Source organism: Mumia sp. zg.B17 (assembly GCF_019550915.1).
Lineage (GTDB): Bacteria > Actinomycetota > Actinomycetes > Propionibacteriales > Nocardioidaceae > Mumia.
This window is the reverse complement of record NZ_JAHWCI010000008.1, coordinates 504,403-523,284: the sequence shown is the minus strand read 5'-3', so window position 1 is coordinate 523,284 and position 18,882 is coordinate 504,403. Positions and strand designations below refer to the sequence as shown.

The following is an 18,882-nucleotide window of genomic DNA, read 5'->3' as shown; positions in this document are numbered from 1 at the left end:
GGTGAACACCGTTCAGGAGATGCTCATGTCGCTCGACGCCACCCCAGACACCACGCCCGACGCCACGCCGACTGCGCGGGCGAGCTCCCGCAGGTTCTCGACCACCGACCTCGCCCTGATCGCGGCGTTCGCCGCACTCATCTCCGCCTGCGCCTACATCGGTGCGATCCCGGTCGGCTCGGCCGGCGTCCCGATCACGCTCCAGACCTTCGCCGTGATGCTCACGGGTTGTCTGCTCGGGCCCGTCCGAGGGTTCGCTGCCGTGGCCCTCTACCTCACCCTCGGTGCCATCGGGCTCCCCGTCTTCGCCGAGCACAGCGCCGGCCTCGGGGCCTTCACCAGCGTCAGCGCGGGCTACCTGATCAGCTTCCCGTTCGCCGCCGCACTGGGCGGGTTCCTGGTGGCCTACGTCGCCGGCCCGCGACGCAAGACTCGCGCGGCGTGGGTGTTCTGCTGCTCGATGGCTGCGAGCATCCTCGTCATCCACCCGATGGGCATCGTCGGCATGGCGATCCACCAGGACGTCTCGCTGTGGACCGCGGCCACGTGGGACGCGCCCTTCTGGGTCGGCGACCTGCTCAAGACGACGTTGGTCGCCATCATCGCCGCCGAGGTGCACCGCGCCTTCCCCAAGCTGCTCCACCCCTGACCGTGCCCACGCTCAGCTTCGATGCCGCCGGCGTCACGGTCGACACCCCGCACGGCCTCAAGGTCGTGCTCGAGCCCATCACGCTCGAGCTCACCGAGCGCCGCATCGGCGTCGTCGGAGCCAACGGGTCCGGCAAGTCCACCCTTGCGCGTCTCGTGAACGGTCTGGTGACGGCCACGACCGGTCGGGTCCTGGTCGACGGGGTGGACGTCGCGCGGGACGCCTCCCGCGTACGCCGCCGCGTCGGGTTCGTGTTCACCGACCCGGCGGCACAGGTCGTGATGCCGACGTGCGTCGAGGACGTCGAGCTGTCGCTGCGCAGGCACGTCAAGAGGGCTGCCGCACGGCGTGCCCGCGCGCTGGAGGTCCTCGACTCCTTCGACCTGGCCGATCTCGCCGACACGAGCGTGCACGCGCTGTCGGGAGGCCAGCGCCAGATGCTCGCCCTCGCGGGGGTGCTGGCGGTGCAGCCCGCGGTCGTCGTCGCCGACGAGCCGACGACGCTGCTCGACCTCGCCAACACCCGCACCGTGGGCGATGTCCTCCTGGGGCTCGACCAGCAGCTGCTCCTGGTCACCCACGACCTCGCGCTCGCCCGGCGTTGTGACCGCGTGCTCGTGATCGAGGACGGTCGCCTCCGCTACGACGGTGCGGCCGACGCCGCGGTGGACGACTACGTCGCGTCGGTGGAGGCGCGGTCGGGAGCGGTGAGGTGAGCACCCCGGTCCTCGTCGGCCTTCACCAGCCCGGCGACTCCGTCGTGCACCGGATGCCGGTGGGAGCCAAGGTGAGCGCGCTCGCGGCGTTCAGCATCGCGGTCGTCGCCGTACGCAGCATGCCGGCGTCGTGGGTGTTCCTCGCGCTGGCGGTGGCCGCGGCCGTGCTCGCCCAGGTCGCGCTCGGGTCGGTGCTGCGGGCGGCGCGCAGCGTGCTGCTGATCGCGGTCGTCGTCGCCGGGTTCCAGTGGTGGCTGAAGGGACCGGACCGGGCGATCGAGACGGTGGTGGACCTCGTCGCGCTCGCCCTCGCCGCGGTCGTGCTCACGACCACGACGCCCGTCAACGCGATGCTCGACGCCGTCGTGGGCTGGATCCGGCCGTTCCGGCGGTTCGGAGCCGATCCCGAGCGCGTCGCCCTGACCCTGGGACTCGCGATCCAGGCGCTCCCGGGGACGATCGCGATCGCCGTCGAGACCCGCGACGCCGCGCGTGCGCGCGGGCTCGAGCGTCGACCGCGCGCGTACCTGTCACCGTTCGTCATCCGCGTCGTCGCCCGTGCTCAGGAGACCGGTGACGCGCTCGCGGCCCGAGGCCTCGGCGACGACTGAGCGTCACCAGCTCACGTGCAGCGGGCGACCCTCCTCGTACCCGGCGGTGCTCTGCAGCCCCACGACCGCGCGCTCCGCGAACTCCCCGATGGTGCGGGCGCCGGCGTAGGTGGCCGACGAGCGGACACCGGCGATGATCTCGTCGACGAGGTCCTCGACGCCTGGGCGCTCCGGGTCGACGTACATCCGCGAGGTGCTGATGCCCTCCTCGAACAACGCCATGCGGGCCCGCTCGAAGCCGGCGGCGTCGCGGGTCCGGTTGGAGACGGCGCGGGCCGACGCCATGCCGAACGACTCCTTGTAGTCGCGACCGTCGGAACCGGTGCGGAGGTCGCCGGGGCTCTCGTACGTGGCGGCGAGCCAGGAGCCGATCATCACGCTCGAGCCTCCTGCGGCGAGGGCGAGGGCGACGTCGCGCGGGTAGCGGACGCCACCGTCGGCCCAGACGTGCGCGCCCAGCTCGGCGGCCGCGGCTGCGCACTCCAGCACCGCCGAGAACTGCGGCCGGCCGACTCCGGTCATCATGCGCGTCGTGCACATCGCGCCCGGACCGACCCCGACCTTGACGATGTCGGCTCCGGCGGCGACGAGGTCACGGGTGCCCTCTGCGGAGACCACGTTGCCGGCGACGACAGGGATGCGACGCCCTGTCTGGTCGGCGTACGCGTCCCGCTCGGCGACGACCTCCGGCAGGGCGCGCAGCATCTTGTCCTGGTGGCCGTGGGCGGTGTCGACGACCAGCACGTCGACGCCCATCGCCAGCAGCGCCGCGGCCTTGCTCCGGACGTCGCCGTTGATCCCGATCGCGGCACCGACCTCGAGACGGCCCTCCGGGTCGAGCGCCGGGGTGTAGAGGGTGGAGCGGAGCGAGCTCTTCTTGGTCGTCACGCCGACGAGGTCGCCACCGTCGAGCACCGGCGCGTACGACACGTGGCGCTCGCTGAGAGCGTCGAAGATCGCGCGCGGCTCGTCGGACGCCTGGACCGTGAGGACGTCGGTGCTCATCACCTCGTGCACCTGGGCGAAGCGGTCGACCTCCGCCCCGTCGTGGTGGGTGACCACGCCGAGAGGCTTGTCGCCGTCGACCACCAGAACGGCGCCGTGCGCCCGCTTGCTCAGGAGGCTGAGGGCCTCCCCGACGGTCGTGTCCGGCGAGACCGACACCGGGGTGTCGTAGACGGGGTGCGCGGCCTTGACCTGGGCGACCGACCGCCCGACGACGTCGAGCGGGATGTCCTGCGGGATGACGGCGAGCCCGCCCCGCCGCGCGAGGGTCTCGGCCATGCGGCGACCGGAGACCGCCGTCATGTTGGAGGCGACGATCGGGATCGTCGTGCCGACGCCGTCGGGAGTCGTGAGGTCGACGTCGAACCGTGAGGTCACGTCGGAGCGCGACGGCACCATGAACACGTCGCTGTAGGTCAGATCGCCGGTCGGCTGCAGATCGTTGAGGAAGCGCACCATTCCAGCGTACTGATCGCTGCCGTCACGCCGCTCGCGTCACACGAACTTGTCCGACCCCGATGGCACCGTGGCGCCATGCCTGTTCATGAGCACCTCATCCCGCTGTCGGTCGACTACGTCGAGATCGCCGTCACCGACCTGCCCGCGGCCTCCGCGTTCTATCGCGAGGCCTTCGGGTGGGAGATCGTCCCGTACGGCGACGAGTACGCCGGATTCCGCACGCCCGCCGAGCCGGAGGGGCACGAGGCGGGTGGTCTCCGGCTCGCTGACGAGGTGGTGCGCGGCAGCACGCTGGTCCAGGTGTACGCCCCCGACCTGGAGGCGTGCGCTGAGACCGTCACCGCCGCGGGTGGGCGTGTCGTCCAGGGGCCGTACGGGTTCCCGGGTGGCCGCCGGTTCCACTTCCTCGACCCGAGCGGCAACGAGCTCGGGGCCTGGTCGCGGGCCTGAGCGCCTACCCGTACGCGCGGACGGCGTCGCGCAGGCGGCGCCGGCCGAGGGTCCCGAACGGCTCCGTGCCGGCGCTCACCGCCCGCACGACGTCAGCGGCCGACCGCTCGGCGAGGGCCACCACGTCGTCGGGATAGCCGAGGGTCACGCGGTGCTCCGCGAGCTCGTCCTCGTCGAGCAGCTCGACGGTCCCGTCGACCGTCTGCACGACGTCCAGGTCGAGGTCGAGCATCGTGACCAGATCAGGGCGCTCCCAGACGGCCGGCGTCGTCATGTCGACATAGAGCCTCCATCGGAGGAGCTGAGTCGGGTCGTCCTCGACGGCGTGGAACGTCGCCACGTACGGATCGGTGTGAGGCACGAGGGTGATGCTCGCGACCCTGGTCGCGATCACCCGTCCGGGACGCACCATCTGCGAGCCCGCGGGCATGAACAACCAGCTGCCCAGGTCGTCGGTCACGGTGAGGACCGTGTCGAACTCCCAGTGCGGGTGTCCGCCGTACTTCGTGGTCACCTGCCGTACCCTCGAGCCGGGCGAGGCAGGCGTGACGGCGGCACGCCCCCCTGAGCCCGCCGCGTGCACCGGTCAGGCAGCGATCGCGACCGGGCACGGCCCGCCGGCGGCACGCATCGCGCCGTGGCCCTCGTGCACCGCGTACGTGCGGGCCACCGAGGCGACCAGGTCGAGCATGGTGATCCCGAGAGCCGTGGACACGGCGGCGATGATCTCCGAGGATGCTTCCTTCTGACCACGCTCGATCTCAGAGAGATAGGCCAGCGAGACCTGCGACGACTTCGCCACGTCGCGGAGCGTCCGTCCGCGCGCCTGGCGCTCGTCTCGCAGCGCGTCACCCAGCGCGTGCCGCAGCAGCGGCGTGGGCTCCGGTGCGGGCTGGACGGGGACGAGCGACGTGGTCACCCCTTCACGCTAGGCCGGTGACCCAAGTCGGCGCCATCGGAATCGACCGCGTTCGCTCTCAGCAGACGTGTCGGCGGCCCTCAGCCGAGGTCGACGCGGAGCTCGCGCGCCACGGTGCCGGGGTTGAGCGCGTCCTTGTGGACCTCGGCGCGGAAGCATCGCGTCGCGTAGCGCATCCGCAGGCCGTTGTGACCGCTCGCGTGGCTCTCGTACAGCCCGGCCACCTGCGCGAGGATGTGATCGCGCTCGGCCGCCCGGCGCGCGGCGATCGACGAGCGTGACGCGACGAGGGCCAGGAGCGCGTCGAGGTCGAGCTGTTGCCAGAAGCCGTACTCGGACGACTCAGGCAGCCCGAACAGGCCCGACAGGGGCAGCGACGCCGTGATTTCCTCGAGGTCGTCGGGCTCGGCGTCGATGATCGAGGTGAGTCGGCGGACCCACGGGACGGACTCGTCCCGGGTGTTCCAGACCAGCGACAGCCGGCCGCCTGTCCGCAGCACGCGGGCGAGCTCCGGGAGGGTGCGCAGCGGATCGAACCAGTGGAACGACTCGGCGGCGACCACGACGTCGAACGCCCCGGCGTGGAAGGGCAGCCGTTCGGCGACGCCGCGAACCACCGGCACGTCCAGGCGCGAGGCGAGCTGCCCCAGGATCTCCGACGAGCGGTCGAGCGCGACCACCTCGTGACCCGCCTGGAGAAGTGCTCCCGTCATCTGCCCGGAGCCGGCGCCGACCTCGAGCACGCGTACGGGTGCTTCTCCGACGAGCCACCGGACCGCCCGCTCGGGATAGGAGGGCCGGGCGAGCGCGTAGTCGCTGGCGTACGCGTCGAACCCGCGCGTGCGCTCCCAGGACCTGTCCACAGGCCGAGGCTACCAAGTGGCTCCTGTCGGTCCGGGTACTCTGCAGGGCGTGCCTGACCCCTTTTCCTCGCTGGTCGCGATGGACGGTGTGCCGTCTGCCTTCGCCGCTACCCGCGACGGCATCGACTCCCTGCTCCGTGACCGCGGCCTTCGCCGCAGCACTCCCGAGATGACGGCCGACTCGCTCCTGCTCGGTGCCGCGTCGAGCGCCGCCATCGAGGGCGCGCCGTACGATCCCGACGGGCTGCGGGCCGGCGAGGCGGACCCGCTCGCTCTGGCGGTGGCGCGGATGACGACCGAGCTTCTCGGTCTGGTGCCCACCTGGAACACCGCGCCCCTGCAGGCGATCGCGCGTCTGCACGCGCTCGTAGCCCGCGGCCGGGTCGCCGACGACGAGCTGGGTCGACCGGTCTCGCCCGAGGGTGCGCGCCGTCTGGGGACCCTCGCACAGGCCGTCGTGGCGCCGACCCAGGCGCCCGGGCTGCTCGTCGCCGCGGTGGTCCACGCCGAGATCGCGACCGCCGGTGCCTTCGTCTCCGACAACAGGATCGTCGCGCGGGCGGCGGAGCGGCTGGTCCTCGTTGCGAAGGGCGTCGACCCTGCCAGCCTGACGGTGCCGGAGGCGGGGCACAGGCTGGCCGGAGCGGGATACGCGAAGCTTCTGGGCGAGTACGAGGAAGGCGGCACGGCCAGCGTCCACCGGTGGCTGCTGTACGCCGCGCAGGCCTACGCCGACGGGGCGGAGGCTGCCCCGGTCGAGCCCCCGAAGGGTCCGCGACGGCGGGGATGACCCGTCGCGGCGCCGTACGGCCGGAGCAGACAGCAGACAGCAGACGCGCCATCTGCTTGAGATGGCGCGTCTTCGGCTGGCCTTGACCTCGGCTACCAAGCGTCCTGAACTCCGTAGCACCACTCCGGGGCCTCGATGGGTTCTCCCGTGAGCGGTCTCCCTCTAGGACGGGATGATCGCCGCGTGGGTACCGAGTATCCGGTCTGCCGCTTTCCTGTCTCCTTTGTACCCGCTTCAGCGGGTTACGGCTACCCCTCCGGGGCGACAGAATCCGACCAGGTCGGGTCGTCAGTCGGTCCGGCGCCTCTTGATCTGATGCAGAGCGACTCCTGCCGCGGCGGAGACGGCCGCGGCAGCCAGACCGGCCGCAGCGACCTTGCTGCCGGTCGAGTCGAGCGAGATACGGGTCTTCAGCGCCACCGGCTCGGCGAACTCGAGGATCGGCCAACCCTCCTCGACGGCGACGCGGCGCAAACCCTTGTCGGGATTGACCGCCGAGGGATGGCCGACCTCGACGAGCATGGGGATGTCCGTCTCGGAGTCGGAGTAGGCGTAGGAGTCGCTGAGGTCGTAGCCCTCGGCCTCGGCCAGCTCACGGATGGCGACGGCCTTGTTCTCGCCGTAGGCGTACATCCGGATCTCGCCGGTGTAGAGCCCTTCCTCCTCGACCAGCCGGGTCGCGATCACGCGGTCCGCACCGAGCAGGGCGCCGATCGGCTCGACCACCTCCGAGCCGGACGCGGACACGATCACGACGTCGCGCCCCGCCTGGTGGTGAGCACCGATCAGCTCGACCGCCTCCGCGTAGACCAGCGGGTCGACGACGGTGTGCAACGTCTCGGCGACCACCTGACGCACGGTCTCGACGTCCCACCCCTTGACGAGCTGGGTGAGATAGGCGCGCATCTTCTCCATCTGGGCCTGGTCGGCCCCCTGGAGTGCGAAGACGAACTGCGCGTAGGCGCTGCGTAGCGCCGATCGCCGGTTGATGAGCCCGGAGTCGTAGAAGTGCTTGGAGAACGCGAGCGTGCTCGACCGGGCGATGATCGTCTTGTCGAGGTCGAAGAACGCCGCTGAGCGCGTGCGCGCACGGGGCACGGGCGTCGCCTCGGACGTGGTCACCCGATCAGCATAGACAGCCGTTGGGACGAGCACCGACGAATAACTCCAGACAAGGTGCGGCGACAACGCCCGTCCCCAGGGCGGCGGTGTCCACAGGCCGACGAGCGGTGCGTCCGTGACCGGGTGGCGGGACACACCCTTGGGGCATGCCTGCCTCGTACGCCACCGCGCCGTCACGACCCCTGCTGGTCACCGCTTCCGAGCAGATCCTCGACGCCGTCCTCCGGCTGTGCGCCGGAGCCGGTGTGGAGCCGGTCGTCTGCAGGGAGCTCGGTGCCGCGCGGTCGCTGTGGAGCACGGCCTCGGTGGTCGTGCTCGGCGACGACGTCCTCGGCCCCCGGGCGGCGCCGGCGCCCGAGCGACGCCCGGACGTCTGGGTGGTCGCCGTCGCCGATCCGCTGCCGGCCACCTGGAGCACCGCTCTCGCCGTGGGTGCCGAGGCGGTGCTCGTGCTCCCGCGCGACGACGACACGCTGGCCGAGGTGCTCGTCGACCGGGCAGACGGCGGTGCCGGTGATGCGCCCGTGCTCGCGTTCGTCGGCGGGTGCGGTGGCGCAGGTGCCTCGTCGCTCGCGGCCGCCGTCGCGCTGTGTGCCGCTGCTGACCGCAGGGGCGACGGTGGGGAGGTGCTCCTGGTCGACGGTGACCCCTTCGGAGGCGGTCTCGACCTTCTGCTCGGTGACGAGGACGCCGCCGGCCTTCGGTGGGGCGACCTCGCCTCGACCCACGGTCGGCTCAGCGGCGCGGCCTTGCGTCGATCGTTGCCCCGCTCGGGCGGGCTCGCCGTCCTGTCGTGGGAGCGCGGACTCACCGACCCGGCGCGCGACGAGGTCGTCCGGTCGGTGCTCACTGCGGTGCGGCGGGTGCACGACCTCGTGGTCGTCGACCTGCCTCGCCACCTCGATGACGCCGCTGCCGAGATCGTGACCCGTGCTGCCGTGCTGGTGGTCGTCGTCCCCGCCGATGTCCGCGCGGTCGGTGCGGCGACCGGCGTCGTGCGCCGCGTGTCGGCATGGGCGACCGACGTCCGGGTCGTGGTGCGACGGCGCCGTGGAGCCCTGCCCTCGGACGTCGTCGCCGACGCGCTCGATCTTCCCCTCCTCGCGACAGTCGGCGAGGACCCCCGCTTCCGGCGGGCGGTCGAGGAGGGAGTGGGGCCGGTCGCTCGCCACTCCTCGGTCCGCGCCGCCGCCCGTTCGGTCTGGGCGTCGCTCGGCCCGGAGATCGCCGCGTGAGGCCGACGCGGGCAGGGGGCCAGCACGTCGTGCCCAGGGCTCCGGAGCGAGGTCTCGTCGTCGAGGTGCGGGACCGCATCGCCGCCGCCGGTGTGCGGCCTACGCCGGAGCGCGTGGCCGAGGCACTGCGCGTCGGAGGGCATGTCCACGGTGACACGACGGTCCTCGCTGTGGTCGACGCGCTTCACCGGGAGACGGTGGGTGCCGGACCTCTCGAGGGCCTCTTGCGCACCGTCGGGGTGACCGACGTCCTCGTGAACGGCCCCGAGGCGGTGTACGTCGATCGTGGTGCGGGCCTCGAGCGCACCGACGTCGTCTTCGAGGACGACGACGCGGTGCGGCGGCTGGCCCAGCGGCTCGCTGCTGCCGCAGGGCGTCGGCTGGACGACGCCTCGCCGTTCGTCGACGTACGGCTCCCGGACGGGACGCGTCTGCACGCCGTGCTCGCTCCCCTCGCCAGACCAGGCACCGCGCTGTCGCTGCGTGTGCCCGCGCGCGTCGGCTACTCCCTCGACGAGCTGGCCGAGCTGGGCGCCTTCGCCTCCGCCGTGGGCCGGGTGCTGCACGCGGTCGTCCGTCATCGGACCGCCTTCCTCGTCACCGGCGGCACCGGCACGGGCAAGACGACGCTCCTGTCGGCCATGCTCGGTGCGGTCGACCCGCTCGAACGCCTCGTGCTCGTGGAGGATGCGAGCGAGCTCCGGCCGGACCACCCCCACGTGGTTGCGCTCGAATCACGGCCGGCCAACGTCGAGGGCGCGGGGAGCGTCGTCCTCCGAGACCTCGTCCGCCAGGCACTGCGGATGCGCCCGGACCGTCTCGTCGTCGGGGAGGTGCGAGGCGCCGAGGTGGTCGACCTCCTCGGCGCGCTCAACACCGGTCACGAGGGAGGCTGCGGGACGCTCCACGCCAACACGTCGCGGGACGTGCCGGCACGGCTCGAGGCGTTGGCGATGGCGGCAGGGCTTCCTCGCGCCGCGCTCCACAGTCAGCTCGCGGCGGCGCTCGACCTCGTCGTCCATCTCGTCAGGGACAGCGGCGGTCGACGACGGGTCGCCGAGGTGGCCGTCTTCCGGCCGACGGCCGACCGCACGGTCGAGTGCACGGCCGCACTGACCGTGATCGGTCACGGGCGGGTCGAGGAGGGTCCCGGCCGTGACCGGTTGAGGGAGCTCCTCCCCAGCCTCGGCGAGCTCCGGACGGACGGTCTCGAGGGCATCGAGTGACGGCCGTGGCGGGATGGGACGTCGCAGGGGCGGCGTGCCTCGGGGCGGCGACGGTCCTGCTGGGCTGGGGGCCCGCGAGCAGCCGCCGCGTCTCCGCAGCCGTCACCTCGAGCAGGCGTCAGCTCGTCTCCGCACCTGAGCGGCGATCGGCGAGAGCTGCCGCGACGCGACCTGCCCTCGTCGCGGCGGCGACCGTCGCCGTCCTCGCGACGACCGGTGTCACGCCTGCCGTCGTTGTCGTGGCCGGATGCATCGCGTGGCTGGTCGCGGGTCTGCGTGCCCGGTCGCGAGCCCGTCGTGATCGCCGGGCCACCCATACGGGGACAACCGCGGCCTGTGAGGCTCTGGGAGCCGAGCTCGCCGCCGGACTTCCGGCGGCGATGGCGATCGAACGGGTCGCCGGCGACTACCCGGTTCTCCGGGCGGTCGCCGCCCACGTGCGGCTGGGTGGCGACGCGGGCGCGGCGTTCCGAACGGCGGCGGAGCGTCCCGGCGCCGAGGGCCTCGCCGACGTGGCGGCGGCGTGGACGGTGAGCGCCCGCGCCGGCGGTGCCCTGGCGTCGGTCCTCGATCGTGTCGTCGACGACCTCCGCGCGCGCGACGACCTGGTGAGGGAGGTCGACGCGACGCTCGGGCCGCCCAGGGCGACCGCTCGACTCCTCGCCGTCCTCCCAGTGCTCGCCCTCGCGCTCGGCGCTGCCCTGGGTGGCAACCCGGTGGCCTTCCTGCTCGGCGGTGGCGCAGGCTCGTGGTGCCTCGTGGCTGGTGTCGCACTCGCAGCCCTCGGGGTCCTGTGGGTCGAGCGGATCACCGACGGTGTCGCGCGATGAGCGTGGTCGCCGGTCTCCTCGCCTGGTGGGCGGTCTCACTGGCCTGCGACACCCCACGGACCGGGCGACTGCGCGCGTTGCCTCTTCAGACCGACGCCGGTTCCTCCGCGCGTGTCCGCCCGGGATGGGTGACGGCTCCCTGGTTCGCCGGGATGCTCGCGACCGCCGCGGTTCTCCTGGTGGTCGGGGGCACGCTCGGTCTCGTCGCCGGGGCGGTGACAGGGGGTGGCGTCACCTGGTGGATCCGGCGGCTGGAGCCCGCGGCCGTCCGCCGGCGACGCGAGGCGGAGATCGCGGCGCTGCCCGTGGCGCTGGACCTCGTGGTTGCCGCCATCGAGTCGGGACGGCCCTCGAACCACGCGCTCGAGCTGGTCGGTGGCGCGGTTGGAGGTCCACTGGGCGAGCGGCTGGCGGGCGTCGCGGTACGGCTCGAGATCGGCTCCGATCCGGTGACCGTCTGGCGCGAGCTCGTCGACGATCCGGTCCTGGCACCGCTCGCCCGCGCCTTCGCCCGAGCCTCACGCAGCGGCACGCCGGTCGGGCGCTCGCTCGTCCGCAGCGCCGACGACCTCCGGGCCTCCGCCGCCGCCCAGGCGCTGGAGAGAGCGCGGTCGGTCGGCGTCCGGACGGCCGCGCCGCTGGGGGCGTGCTTCCTGCCTGCGTTCCTGCTCCTCGGGGTCGTGCCGACGATCGTGTCGACCTTCACGTCGTTGCAGCTGTGACCCCGCTGCACGATGCCGCGTCCACAGCCCGGCGGCGTCCCCAGCCCGGTCACCGCCACGGGCCCGGCAGAGGTCGCGGACCCACCTTGAAGATGCGGCCAGATCGCGTCCGCGTCCGTGACACACCCACTGAGGAGATCCCATGACATTCCTGAAGACCTTGCGTGCCCGTGCCGACGAGCGGGGCATGACCACCTCGGAGTACGCCGTCGGCACGGTCGGCGCATGCACCGTGGGCGGCGCCATCTACAGCATCGCGACCTCGGACTGGTTCAACGACTTCATCAAGAACGTCTTCGAGAAGGGCATCGAGCTCCTGCCGTTCATGTGAGGCAGCCGGGTGTGGGCCTGCGACTGGCGCAGGCCCGCACCTGGCCGACAGAGGGAGGACGACGAGTGCGGCTGGGCAGAGCAGACACCGAGGACCAGGGGATGGTCACCGCGGAGACGGCGATGATCCTGCCCTTCCTCGTGGCCCTGGCGTTCGCGCTGGTGTGGGCGACGACGATGGGGATCACCCAGGTGCGGCTGGTCGATGCCGCGCGAGAGGGCGCACGGATGGCGGCGCGAGGCGACGACTCGGACGCCGTCCGGGAGGGTGTCCGAGCCATGGCACCTCAGGGATCGGTCGTCGAGATCGACGAGGGCCGCGAGTCGACCACCGTGGTGACGGTGGCTCACGAGGCGCGGGTCGATCTCCCGATCGTGAGGGGATTCGCGCTGTCGCTGCAGGCGACCGCGGTGAGCGCCGACGAGGACGGCTCGTGATGGACCGGCAGCCGGCCGAGCGGGGGGCCGCGACGGTGTACGCCGCCGTCCTCGCCGTCGTGGCCACCACGGCATGCGCCGTGACGCTCCACGTTGCCGCCGTCGCGCGCCTGCAGCACCACGTCACCGCGAGCGCCGACCTCGCCGCGCTGGCCGCGAGCCAGGCGGTGCTCCGTGGCGACGACGGCTGCGAGGCGGCGCGCCGCGTCGCGTCCGCCAATCTGACGGTCCTGCACCGCTGCACCGTCGAGGAGGCGGTGGCCACCGTCGTCGTCGAGCGGTCGGCGCGTCTGTGGGGACGGTCGATCTCCGTCCACCGGACCGCTCGTGCCGCGCCGTCGGACTACCGCCCCGGGGGAGCGGAAGGGCCGTGACGGGGGTCCTCGGGCGGATACCCCTCCTGGGTCGTGCTCTCGTGCGGCGCCTCGACGCGACCTTCGTCGGCCGTCGGGGTCTCGTACGGGTCCGCCATCGTCGGATCCGCTGGAGCGTCGTACGCGGGGTCGTAGGCCCGCTCGCTCTCGGGGTCGTACGCCTGATCCCGTGGGGCGGCAGCGCTGTCGTCAGGGCGATCTCCAGGCACTCCGGCGGGACCCTGCGGGCTTCCCTGCGCCTGTTCCTTCTCCCGGCGGCGCTGCTCCTTGCGGAGCTGCCGGTTCTCCTTGCGCACGCGGTAGCCACGGCGGGCTCCCCGGACGACCAGCGCGAGCCCGACGACCGCGACGAGCATCGTCGCCGCACCGGCCCAGAACACGCCCATCCCGTCCGTCGCGACGTCCCAGCCGAGGACGTCCATCCTCACGGGGTCGGTCGCCTCGATGGTCACGACGACGCCCACCAAGACGGCGAGCGCGAGCAGCAGCACTCCGACAGCGATCATCGGTCCCCCACCTTCCGATCGTGTCGCCACGATAACCGCATCCGGGGGGTTCGACCCGGATCCCGCGCCGTCCGGTCACCCGGAGCGTGTGCCTCCGACCGGCTGGGCCGCGTCGTCGTGCCCGGGTGCGCCGGCGAGAAGCGCGTCGAGAAGCACCACGGCGCCCCGCTTGGAGAGGGGGTTGTTGCCGTTCCCGCACTTCGGCGACTGCACGCACGACGGGCACCCTGTGTCGCAGGCGCACGAGGCGATCGCGTCACGTGTCGTCGCGAGCCACGTGCGAGCCATGTCGTACCCGCGACGGGCGAAGCCGGCCCCGCCCGGGATCCCGTCGTGGACGAAGACCGTGAGCATGCCGGTGTCGGGGTGCAGGGCGGTCGACACGCCGCCGATGTCCCACCGGTCGCACGTCGCGAGGAGCGGCAGCAGGCCGATCGACGCATGCTCGGCGGCGTGGGCCGCCCCGGGGACGTCGGCCGCGTCGAGGTCGAGGCTCTCGACGACGCGGCCGGGCAACGTCCACCAGACCGCGGTCGTCCGCAGCGTGTGCTCCGGGAGGTCGAGGGGGATCTCGGCGAGGATCTGGGCCGATCCCGACCGGCGTTTCACGTACGAGACGACTCGGCTGGTGACGTCGACGTCACCGAAGGCGACCGTGGCACGCTCCCACGGCACCGCCGCCCGCTCGGCGACGATCGCGATGTCGGTCACCGACCGTGCCGTGGTGGTGTGGTCGGGACGGTCCGGGCGGACGAGAGCGATCTGGTCGGCGGGCTCGTAGTGCTCGACGACGTAGGTCTCGCCCCGGTGCACGTAGACCGCGCCCTCGTGGACGGTGGAGTCGGCCCGTCCACCGTCGACCGTGCCGAGCACACGCCCTGTCGCGTCGTCGGCGATCTGGACGGCGGGGCCACCGACCGATCTGATGTCGACGAGGTCGGCGGCCCGCTCCCGGCGCGTCCAGAACCACCCCTGCGGCCGACGCCGGAGCCACCCGGCCTCGGCGAGCGCGTCGACACCTTCGGCTGCCCCCTCACCGAAGAGCTCGAGGTCGGCGACCGTCAGCGGCAGCTCCTGGGCGGCCGCAGCCAGGTGTGGGCCGATGACGTGCGGGTTGGACGGATCAAAGACGGTGCCTTCGACCGGCGCCCCGAGCAGCGCCTCCGGGTGGTGCACGAGATACGTGTCGAGCGGGTCGTCCCTCGCGATGAACACGCCCGCTGCCCGAGACCCGTCACGACCCGCCCGCCCGAACTGCTGCCGCAACGCCGCTCGGGTCCCGGGGAAGCCGGTCGTCACCACGGCGTCCAAGCCCGCGATGTCGATCCCCAGCTCGAGCGCGTTGGTGCTCGCGAGCCCCAGCAGGGCGCCGCTGCGGAGATCCCGCTCGATCGCCCTCCGCTCCTCAGGCAGGTAGCCGCCGCGATAGGTGGCGACCCGTTCGGCGAGCTCGGCATCCGCCTCGGCGAGCATCCGACGCGTCGACATCGCGACCGCCTCCGCGCCGCGTCGCGACCTGACGAAGGCCAGGGTGCGCACGCCCGCGGCCACGAGGTCCGCGAGCAGCCCCGCCGCCTCGACCGTCGCGGGGCGTCGCACCGGCGCGCCGTTCTCGCCGCCGGCAGACTCCACGAGCGGCGGCTCCCACAGGGCGTACGCGACCTCGCCGCGCGGGGCGGAGTCGTCGGTCACCGCCCGCACCGGCGCCCCGGCAAGCCGCGACGCCGACCGTGCCGGGTCGGCCACCGTCGCCGAGGCCAGCACGACGACGGGATTTGCGCCGTAGTGCGCCGCGATCCGGCGGAGCCGCCGCAGCACGTGCGACACGTGCGAGCCGAAGACGCCGCGATAGTGGTGGCACTCGTCGACCACGACGTACTGGAGGCCGGACAAGAACCGTGCCCACCGCGCGTGCGAGGGCAGCAGCGTGCGGTGCAGGAGGTCGGGGTTCGTGACGACATAGTTCGCGTGGTCCCGCGCCCACTTCCGCTCCTCGCGGGTGTTGTCTCCGTCCACCGCGGCGGCGCGGACCTCCTCCCACCCCGAGGTGATGCGGCACAGCCCCTGGAGCTGGTCGTGCGCCAACGCCTTCGTCGGCGCCAGATACAGGACAGTCGGACCCCTGCCCCGACGGAGGTCGGCCGCTCGCCCGGCCTCGAGAGCAGCCAGCGCCGGCAGCTGGTAGGCCGCCGACTTCCCCGACGCGGTCCCCGTCGCGACCACCACGTGATGCCCGGCGTGAGCCAGCTCGGCGGCCTCCGCCTGGTGTGCCCACAGCGTCTCGACGCCTACGGCGCGATAGCGCGCGCGCAGCGCGTCGCTCACCCACGACGGCCACGGCGCATAGACGGCGTCGCGCGCATCCTCGCGAGCGAGGTGCAGCAGACGACCGTCCGTGGCACCCGGCAGTCGCAGCAGGGTCTCGATCGGATCGGGCACATCCAAAGTCTCCCAAGGACGGCAAGCGGATCCGGCCTCATCGGGCCCGCAGCGTTCCCGCGGCAGGCCGTTTGCGCCGCCGGTCGCGTGATTGAATGTCGTCTGTCCCACCCGCCGATGTGCAGGAGCAGCCGTCGTGGACCTGTCGCTGGAGACCCGAGCGCTCGACGGCTTTCGTGTCGTCGACGTCGCGGGCGAGATCGACGTCTACACGGCACCGCGGCTGCGGGAGGCCCTGGCCGACCTCATCGAGGGCGGCCACCACCGTGTCATCGTCAACGTCGAGCAGGTCGACTTCCTCGACTCGACCGGCCTCGGTGTCCTCGTCGGGGGGCTCAAGCGGGTCCGCGCCCACGACGGCAGCCTCGATGTCGTCTGCACCCGCGAGCGTCTGCTCAAGATCTTCGAGATCACCGGGCTCGCCAAGGTGTTCGGGATCTACACCAGCGTCGACGACGCGATCGACGCCCACCGCGACGGGTCCTGACCCTCCTGCGGCCTCCGGGTGCGGCGTCGCTGCGGACCCCGCAGACTTCTGGTCACAAATCGATGTGGCGTCACCCAAATGGTTGTGTCCTAGGTCACGTTGCTGGTTGTCTGTTCGGGCACGTCCGAGTCAGCGCACCCGTGCGCCGTGCCGAGGAAGGATCCGTATGACGTACGTTCCGCTGGCAGCATCCACAGATCTGTCCCTGACCGGGACAAATCTCACCCTCGTCGCGGCGGTCGCCGCGATTGCGGTCGTGTCTCTGGTGATGGCTGCCCTGTTCCGCAAGCAGGTTCTCGACGCCTCAGAAGGCACTCCGCGGATGCAAGAGATCGGCCGCGCGGTGCAAGAGGGCGCGTCGGCCTACCTTGCGCGACAGTTCAAGACCCTCGGGGTCTTCGTCGTCCTGGCGTTCCTCCTCCTCTTCATCCTCCCCGGCGACGCCGAGATCCGGGTCGGACGCTCCATCTTCTTCCTCGTCGGCGCTCTCTTCTCCGCGACCATCGGCTATCTGGGGATGTGGCTCGCCGTGCGGGCCAACATCCGCGTTGCGGCCGCGGCGCAGAACGAGGGCCGCGACCCGGCGATGCGCATCGCGTTCCGTACCGGCGGCTTCGTGGGCATGTCCACCGTCGGACTCGGCCTGCTCGGCGCCTCGGTCGTCGTGCTCATCTACAAGGGCGACGCCCCGTCGGTGCTCGAGGGCTTCGGCTTCGGTGCCGCGCTCCTCGCGATGTTCATGCGAGTCGGCGGCGGCATCTTCACCAAGGCCGCCGACGTCGGCGCCGACCTCGTCGGCAAGGTCGAGCAGGGCATCCCTGAGGACGACCCGCGCAACGCCGCCACCATCGCCGACAACGTCGGCGACAACGTGGGAGACTGCGCCGGCATGGCCGCGGACCTCTTCGAGTCGTACGCGGTGACGCTGGTCGCCGCACTCATCCTCGGCTCGGTGACCTTCGGCGAGGAGGGCCTCGTCTACCCGCTGATCGTCCCGGCGATCGGTGCGCTGACCGCGATCCTCGGCGTCTTCCTCACCCGTCCCCGCGAGGGCGAGGGCGGTCTCACCACGATCAACCGCTCCTTCTACCTGTCGGCGATCGTCTCGGCCATCGGCTGCACCATCGCAGCGTTCCTCTACCTGCCGTCCAGCTCCGCCGATCTCACCGGCGCCGGCGGCGGCACGGCGATCGAGGGCTTCTTCGGACAGCTCGGTCTCGTCGAGGATCCGGGCAACTTCAACCCGCAGGTCGTCGCGATCGTCGCCGTCCTGATCGGCATCGTGCTCGCCTCGGTCATCCTGGCGCTCACCGGCTACTTCACCGGCACGGACCACCGCCCCGTCAAGGACGTCGCCAAGACGGCGCTCACCGGCCCGGCGACGGTCATCCTGTCCGGGTTCTCGCTCGGCCTCGAGTCGGCCGTCTACACCGCGCTCGTGATCGCCGCCGCCGTCTACGGCGCGTTCCTGCTCGGCGGCGGCGTCGTCCTGGTGTCGTTGTTCGCGGTGGCGCTCGCCGGCTGTGGCCTGCTGACCACGGTCGGCGTCATCGTCGCCATGGACACCTTCGGGCCGGTCAGCGACAACGCGCAGGGCATCGCAGAGATGTCGGGCGACGTCGACGAGAAGGGCGCCCAGATCCTCACTGAGCTGGACGCGGTCGGCAACACCACCAAGGCGATCACCAAGGGCATCGCGATCGCGACCGCTGTGCTGGCGGCGACGGCGCTGTTCGGGTCGTTCGCCGACATCGTCACGCGTGAGGCGAACGACCTCGCCGGGGTCACGGACGAGGGAGCCAGCGAGCTGCTCGGTCTGCTCGGGGTGCTCAACATCGCCGAGCCGAACAACCTGGTCGGACTCATCATCGGTGCGTCCGTGGTGTTCCTCTTCTCCGGACTCTCGATCGCCGCCGTCGGCCGTGCCGCCGGGGCGGTCGTCTACGAGGTGCGCCGTCAGTTCCGCGAGATCCCCGGCATCATGGAGGGCACGGGTCGCCCGGAGTACGGCCGCGTGGTCGACATCTGCACCCGCGACTCCCTGCGTGAGCTGGCGACACCCGGCGTCCTCGCGATCTTTGCCCCCATCACGGTCGGATTCGGTCTCGGGATCACGGCGCTCGGGTCCTACCTCGCCGGCGCTATCGCGGCGGGCACCCTGATGGCCGTCATGCTCGCCAACGCCGGCGGCTCGTGGGACAACGCCAAGAAGCTCGTCGAGGACGGCCACTACGGCGGCAAGGGGTCCGCGGCGCACGAGGCCACCGTGATCGGTGACACCGTCGGTGACCCGTTCAAGGACACGTCCGGTCCGTCGATCAACCCGCTCCTCAAGGTGATGAACCTCGTCGCGCTGCTCATCGCCCCGGCGATCGTCACGATGTCGTACGGCGATGACGCCAGCGACCCGTTGCGCTTCACGATCGCCGGCGTCTCCCTGGCGATCATCGTGGTGGCCGTGGTCGTGGCTCGGAACCGCACCACGGCGATCACCGACGACCCGGGTGCGGGTGACGACGGGTCCCACGGCGGCGGGCACGGCGGCGAGCCTGACGAGGTCACGCCCCCCGGCGTCGACTACGACCCGTCGAGCGACGAGGACCGCGAGCCACGCCGTGGTCCGGTGCCCGACCCGCCCGAGTGGGACCAGTCCGGCTACCAGGACCCGCGACCGGTCTAGTGCCCGCTGCCCGGAGGGCCGTACCCCACAG

Annotated in this window: 21 protein-coding genes; 14 read left to right on the top strand and 7 right to left on the bottom strand. The window is 72.2% G+C overall.

All coding sequences use genetic code 11. The features are described from left to right. The first annotated feature begins 1 nt into the window (after position 1). Genes KV097_RS15865 through KV097_RS15855 form a run of 3 tightly spaced genes read left to right on the top strand, consistent with a single transcriptional unit; the run spans position 2 to position 1,976 of the window. Positions 2–649 carry a biotin transporter BioY gene (locus KV097_RS15865; RefSeq protein WP_308289460.1) on the top strand — a complete coding sequence of 216 codons (648 nt, stop codon included), beginning with the start codon at positions 2–4 and terminating at the stop codon, positions 647–649. Positions 650–651: 2 nt separating this feature from the next. Continuing rightward, positions 652–1,365: an energy-coupling factor ABC transporter ATP-binding protein gene (locus tag KV097_RS15860; RefSeq protein ID WP_220366404.1), complete on the top strand. Its 714-nt coding sequence runs from the start codon at positions 652–654 to the stop codon at positions 1,363–1,365. Further along, positions 1,362–1,976, top strand: a complete 615-nt coding sequence (locus tag KV097_RS15855) for a CbiQ family ECF transporter T component (protein ID WP_301021800.1) — start codon at positions 1,362–1,364, stop codon at positions 1,974–1,976. The genes KV097_RS15860 and KV097_RS15855 overlap by 4 nt, the downstream gene beginning before the upstream one ends. Before the next feature lie 3 nt (positions 1,977–1,979). On the opposite strand, the gene KV097_RS15850 is transcribed toward KV097_RS15855, so the two are convergent. Further along, the gene (locus KV097_RS15850) at positions 1,980–3,440 is read right to left on the bottom strand and encodes a GuaB1 family IMP dehydrogenase-related protein (RefSeq protein WP_220366403.1); all 1,461 of its coding nucleotides are present in this window, start codon (positions 3,438–3,440) and stop codon (positions 1,980–1,982) included. Positions 3,441–3,515: 75 nt separating this feature from the next. On the opposite strand from KV097_RS15850, the gene KV097_RS15845 reads away from it, so the two are divergent. Further along, positions 3,516–3,890 (top strand): VOC family protein, encoded by a 375-nt coding sequence (locus KV097_RS15845; RefSeq protein WP_220366402.1) that lies wholly within the window; start codon positions 3,516–3,518, stop codon positions 3,888–3,890. A gap of 4 nt (positions 3,891–3,894) precedes the next feature. Here KV097_RS15845 and KV097_RS15840 read toward each other — a convergent pair whose 3' ends face one another. From KV097_RS15840 to KV097_RS15830, 3 genes are all read right to left on the bottom strand, one after another. Next, a complete protein-coding gene (locus KV097_RS15840; protein WP_220343154.1) occupies positions 3,895–4,404 on the bottom strand; it encodes a DUF402 domain-containing protein in 510 nt (169 codons plus the stop codon). 72 nt (positions 4,405–4,476) lie between these two features. Further along, positions 4,477–4,809, bottom strand: a complete 333-nt coding sequence (locus KV097_RS15835) for a helix-turn-helix domain-containing protein (protein ID WP_374106995.1) — start codon at positions 4,807–4,809, stop codon at positions 4,477–4,479. Positions 4,810–4,889: 80 nt separating this feature from the next. Then, entirely contained in the window at positions 4,890–5,672 is a 783-nt protein-coding gene (locus tag KV097_RS15830; RefSeq protein ID WP_220366401.1) for a class I SAM-dependent methyltransferase, read from the bottom strand. Positions 5,673–5,721: 49 nt separating this feature from the next. On the opposite strand from KV097_RS15830, the gene KV097_RS15825 reads away from it, so the two are divergent. Further along, positions 5,722–6,462, top strand: coding sequence for an oxidoreductase (locus KV097_RS15825; RefSeq protein WP_308289459.1), 741 nt, complete (start codon positions 5,722–5,724; stop codon positions 6,460–6,462). 288 nt (positions 6,463–6,750) lie between these two features. Here KV097_RS15825 and KV097_RS15820 read toward each other — a convergent pair whose 3' ends face one another. Next, positions 6,751–7,584: an HAD family phosphatase gene (locus tag KV097_RS15820; RefSeq protein ID WP_301021798.1), complete on the bottom strand. Its 834-nt coding sequence runs from the start codon at positions 7,582–7,584 to the stop codon at positions 6,751–6,753. A 146-nt stretch (positions 7,585–7,730) separates the two neighbouring features. Here KV097_RS15820 and ssd point away from each other — a divergent pair, with 146 nt between their 5' ends. The 7 genes from ssd to KV097_RS15785 all read left to right on the top strand — a co-directional run bounded on the left by ssd (position 7,731) and on the right by KV097_RS15785 (position 12,739). After that, positions 7,731–8,819 (top strand): septum site-determining protein Ssd, encoded by a 1,089-nt coding sequence (gene ssd, locus KV097_RS15815; protein WP_220366399.1) that lies wholly within the window; start codon positions 7,731–7,733, stop codon positions 8,817–8,819. Positions 8,820–8,848: 29 nt separating this feature from the next. Next, positions 8,849–10,045: a TadA family conjugal transfer-associated ATPase gene (locus KV097_RS15810; protein ID WP_220366398.1), complete on the top strand. Its 1,197-nt coding sequence runs from the start codon at positions 8,849–8,851 to the stop codon at positions 10,043–10,045. Between the two features lie 5 nt (positions 10,046–10,050). After that, positions 10,051–10,875, top strand: coding sequence for a type II secretion system F family protein (locus KV097_RS19830; RefSeq protein WP_220366397.1), 825 nt, complete (start codon positions 10,051–10,053; stop codon positions 10,873–10,875). Beyond that, positions 10,872–11,597 (top strand): type II secretion system F family protein, encoded by a 726-nt coding sequence (locus tag KV097_RS15800; protein ID WP_220343159.1) that lies wholly within the window; start codon positions 10,872–10,874, stop codon positions 11,595–11,597. The genes KV097_RS19830 and KV097_RS15800 overlap by 4 nt, the downstream gene beginning before the upstream one ends. A gap of 142 nt (positions 11,598–11,739) precedes the next feature. Next, positions 11,740–11,928 carry a DUF4244 domain-containing protein gene (locus KV097_RS15795; protein ID WP_220343160.1) on the top strand — a complete coding sequence of 63 codons (189 nt, stop codon included), beginning with the start codon at positions 11,740–11,742 and terminating at the stop codon, positions 11,926–11,928. 101 nt (positions 11,929–12,029) lie between these two features. Further along, positions 12,030–12,365 (top strand): TadE/TadG family type IV pilus assembly protein, encoded by a 336-nt coding sequence (locus tag KV097_RS15790; RefSeq protein ID WP_220343161.1) that lies wholly within the window; start codon positions 12,030–12,032, stop codon positions 12,363–12,365. Continuing rightward, on the top strand, positions 12,365–12,739 hold the full coding sequence (locus KV097_RS15785; protein ID WP_220343162.1) for an Rv3654c family TadE-like protein: 375 nt from the start codon (positions 12,365–12,367) through the stop codon (positions 12,737–12,739). The genes KV097_RS15790 and KV097_RS15785 overlap by 1 nt, the downstream gene beginning before the upstream one ends. Here the strand turns inward: KV097_RS15785 and KV097_RS15780 are convergent. Both KV097_RS15780 and KV097_RS15775 read right to left on the bottom strand, forming a co-directional pair. Beyond that, positions 12,709–13,245: a hypothetical protein gene (locus tag KV097_RS15780; protein ID WP_220366396.1), complete on the bottom strand. Its 537-nt coding sequence runs from the start codon at positions 13,243–13,245 to the stop codon at positions 12,709–12,711. The genes KV097_RS15785 and KV097_RS15780 overlap by 31 nt on opposite strands. A gap of 75 nt (positions 13,246–13,320) precedes the next feature. Beyond that, the gene (locus KV097_RS15775; RefSeq protein ID WP_301021794.1) at positions 13,321–15,684 is read right to left on the bottom strand and encodes a DEAD/DEAH box helicase; all 2,364 of its coding nucleotides are present in this window, start codon (positions 15,682–15,684) and stop codon (positions 13,321–13,323) included. A gap of 136 nt (positions 15,685–15,820) precedes the next feature. Between KV097_RS15775 and KV097_RS15770 the strand changes: the two genes are divergently transcribed. Further along, on the top strand, positions 15,821–16,171 hold the full coding sequence (locus KV097_RS15770) for an STAS domain-containing protein (RefSeq protein WP_220345907.1): 351 nt from the start codon (positions 15,821–15,823) through the stop codon (positions 16,169–16,171). A 166-nt stretch (positions 16,172–16,337) separates the two neighbouring features. After that, positions 16,338–18,851 carry a sodium-translocating pyrophosphatase gene (locus KV097_RS15765; protein WP_220366395.1) on the top strand — a complete coding sequence of 838 codons (2,514 nt, stop codon included), beginning with the start codon at positions 16,338–16,340 and terminating at the stop codon, positions 18,849–18,851. Positions 18,852–18,882 lie beyond the last annotated feature (31 nt).

What these genes read in the sequence shown, in the direction of transcription:
- KV097_RS15850 (WP_220366403.1), bottom strand. Translation starts at nt 3,440, where the DNA reads ATGGTGCGCTTCCTCAACGATCTGCAGCCGACCGGCGATCTGACCTAC.
- KV097_RS15845 (WP_220366402.1), top strand. Translation starts at nt 3,516, where the DNA reads ATGCCTGTTCATGAGCACCTCATCCCGCTGTCGGTCGACTACGTCGAG.
- ssd (WP_220366399.1), top strand. Translation starts at nt 7,731, where the DNA reads ATGCCTGCCTCGTACGCCACCGCGCCGTCACGACCCCTGCTGGTCACC.
- KV097_RS15800 (WP_220343159.1), top strand. Translation starts at nt 10,872, where the DNA reads ATGAGCGTGGTCGCCGGTCTCCTCGCCTGGTGGGCGGTCTCACTGGCC.
- KV097_RS15795 (WP_220343160.1), top strand. Translation starts at nt 11,740, where the DNA reads ATGACATTCCTGAAGACCTTGCGTGCCCGTGCCGACGAGCGGGGCATG.
- KV097_RS15790 (WP_220343161.1), top strand. Translation starts at nt 12,030, where the DNA reads ATGGTCACCGCGGAGACGGCGATGATCCTGCCCTTCCTCGTGGCCCTG.
- KV097_RS15785 (WP_220343162.1), top strand. Translation starts at nt 12,365, where the DNA reads ATGGACCGGCAGCCGGCCGAGCGGGGGGCCGCGACGGTGTACGCCGCC.
- KV097_RS15780 (WP_220366396.1), bottom strand. Translation starts at nt 13,245, where the DNA reads ATGATCGCTGTCGGAGTGCTGCTGCTCGCGCTCGCCGTCTTGGTGGGC.
- KV097_RS15765 (WP_220366395.1), top strand. Translation starts at nt 16,338, where the DNA reads ATGACGTACGTTCCGCTGGCAGCATCCACAGATCTGTCCCTGACCGGG.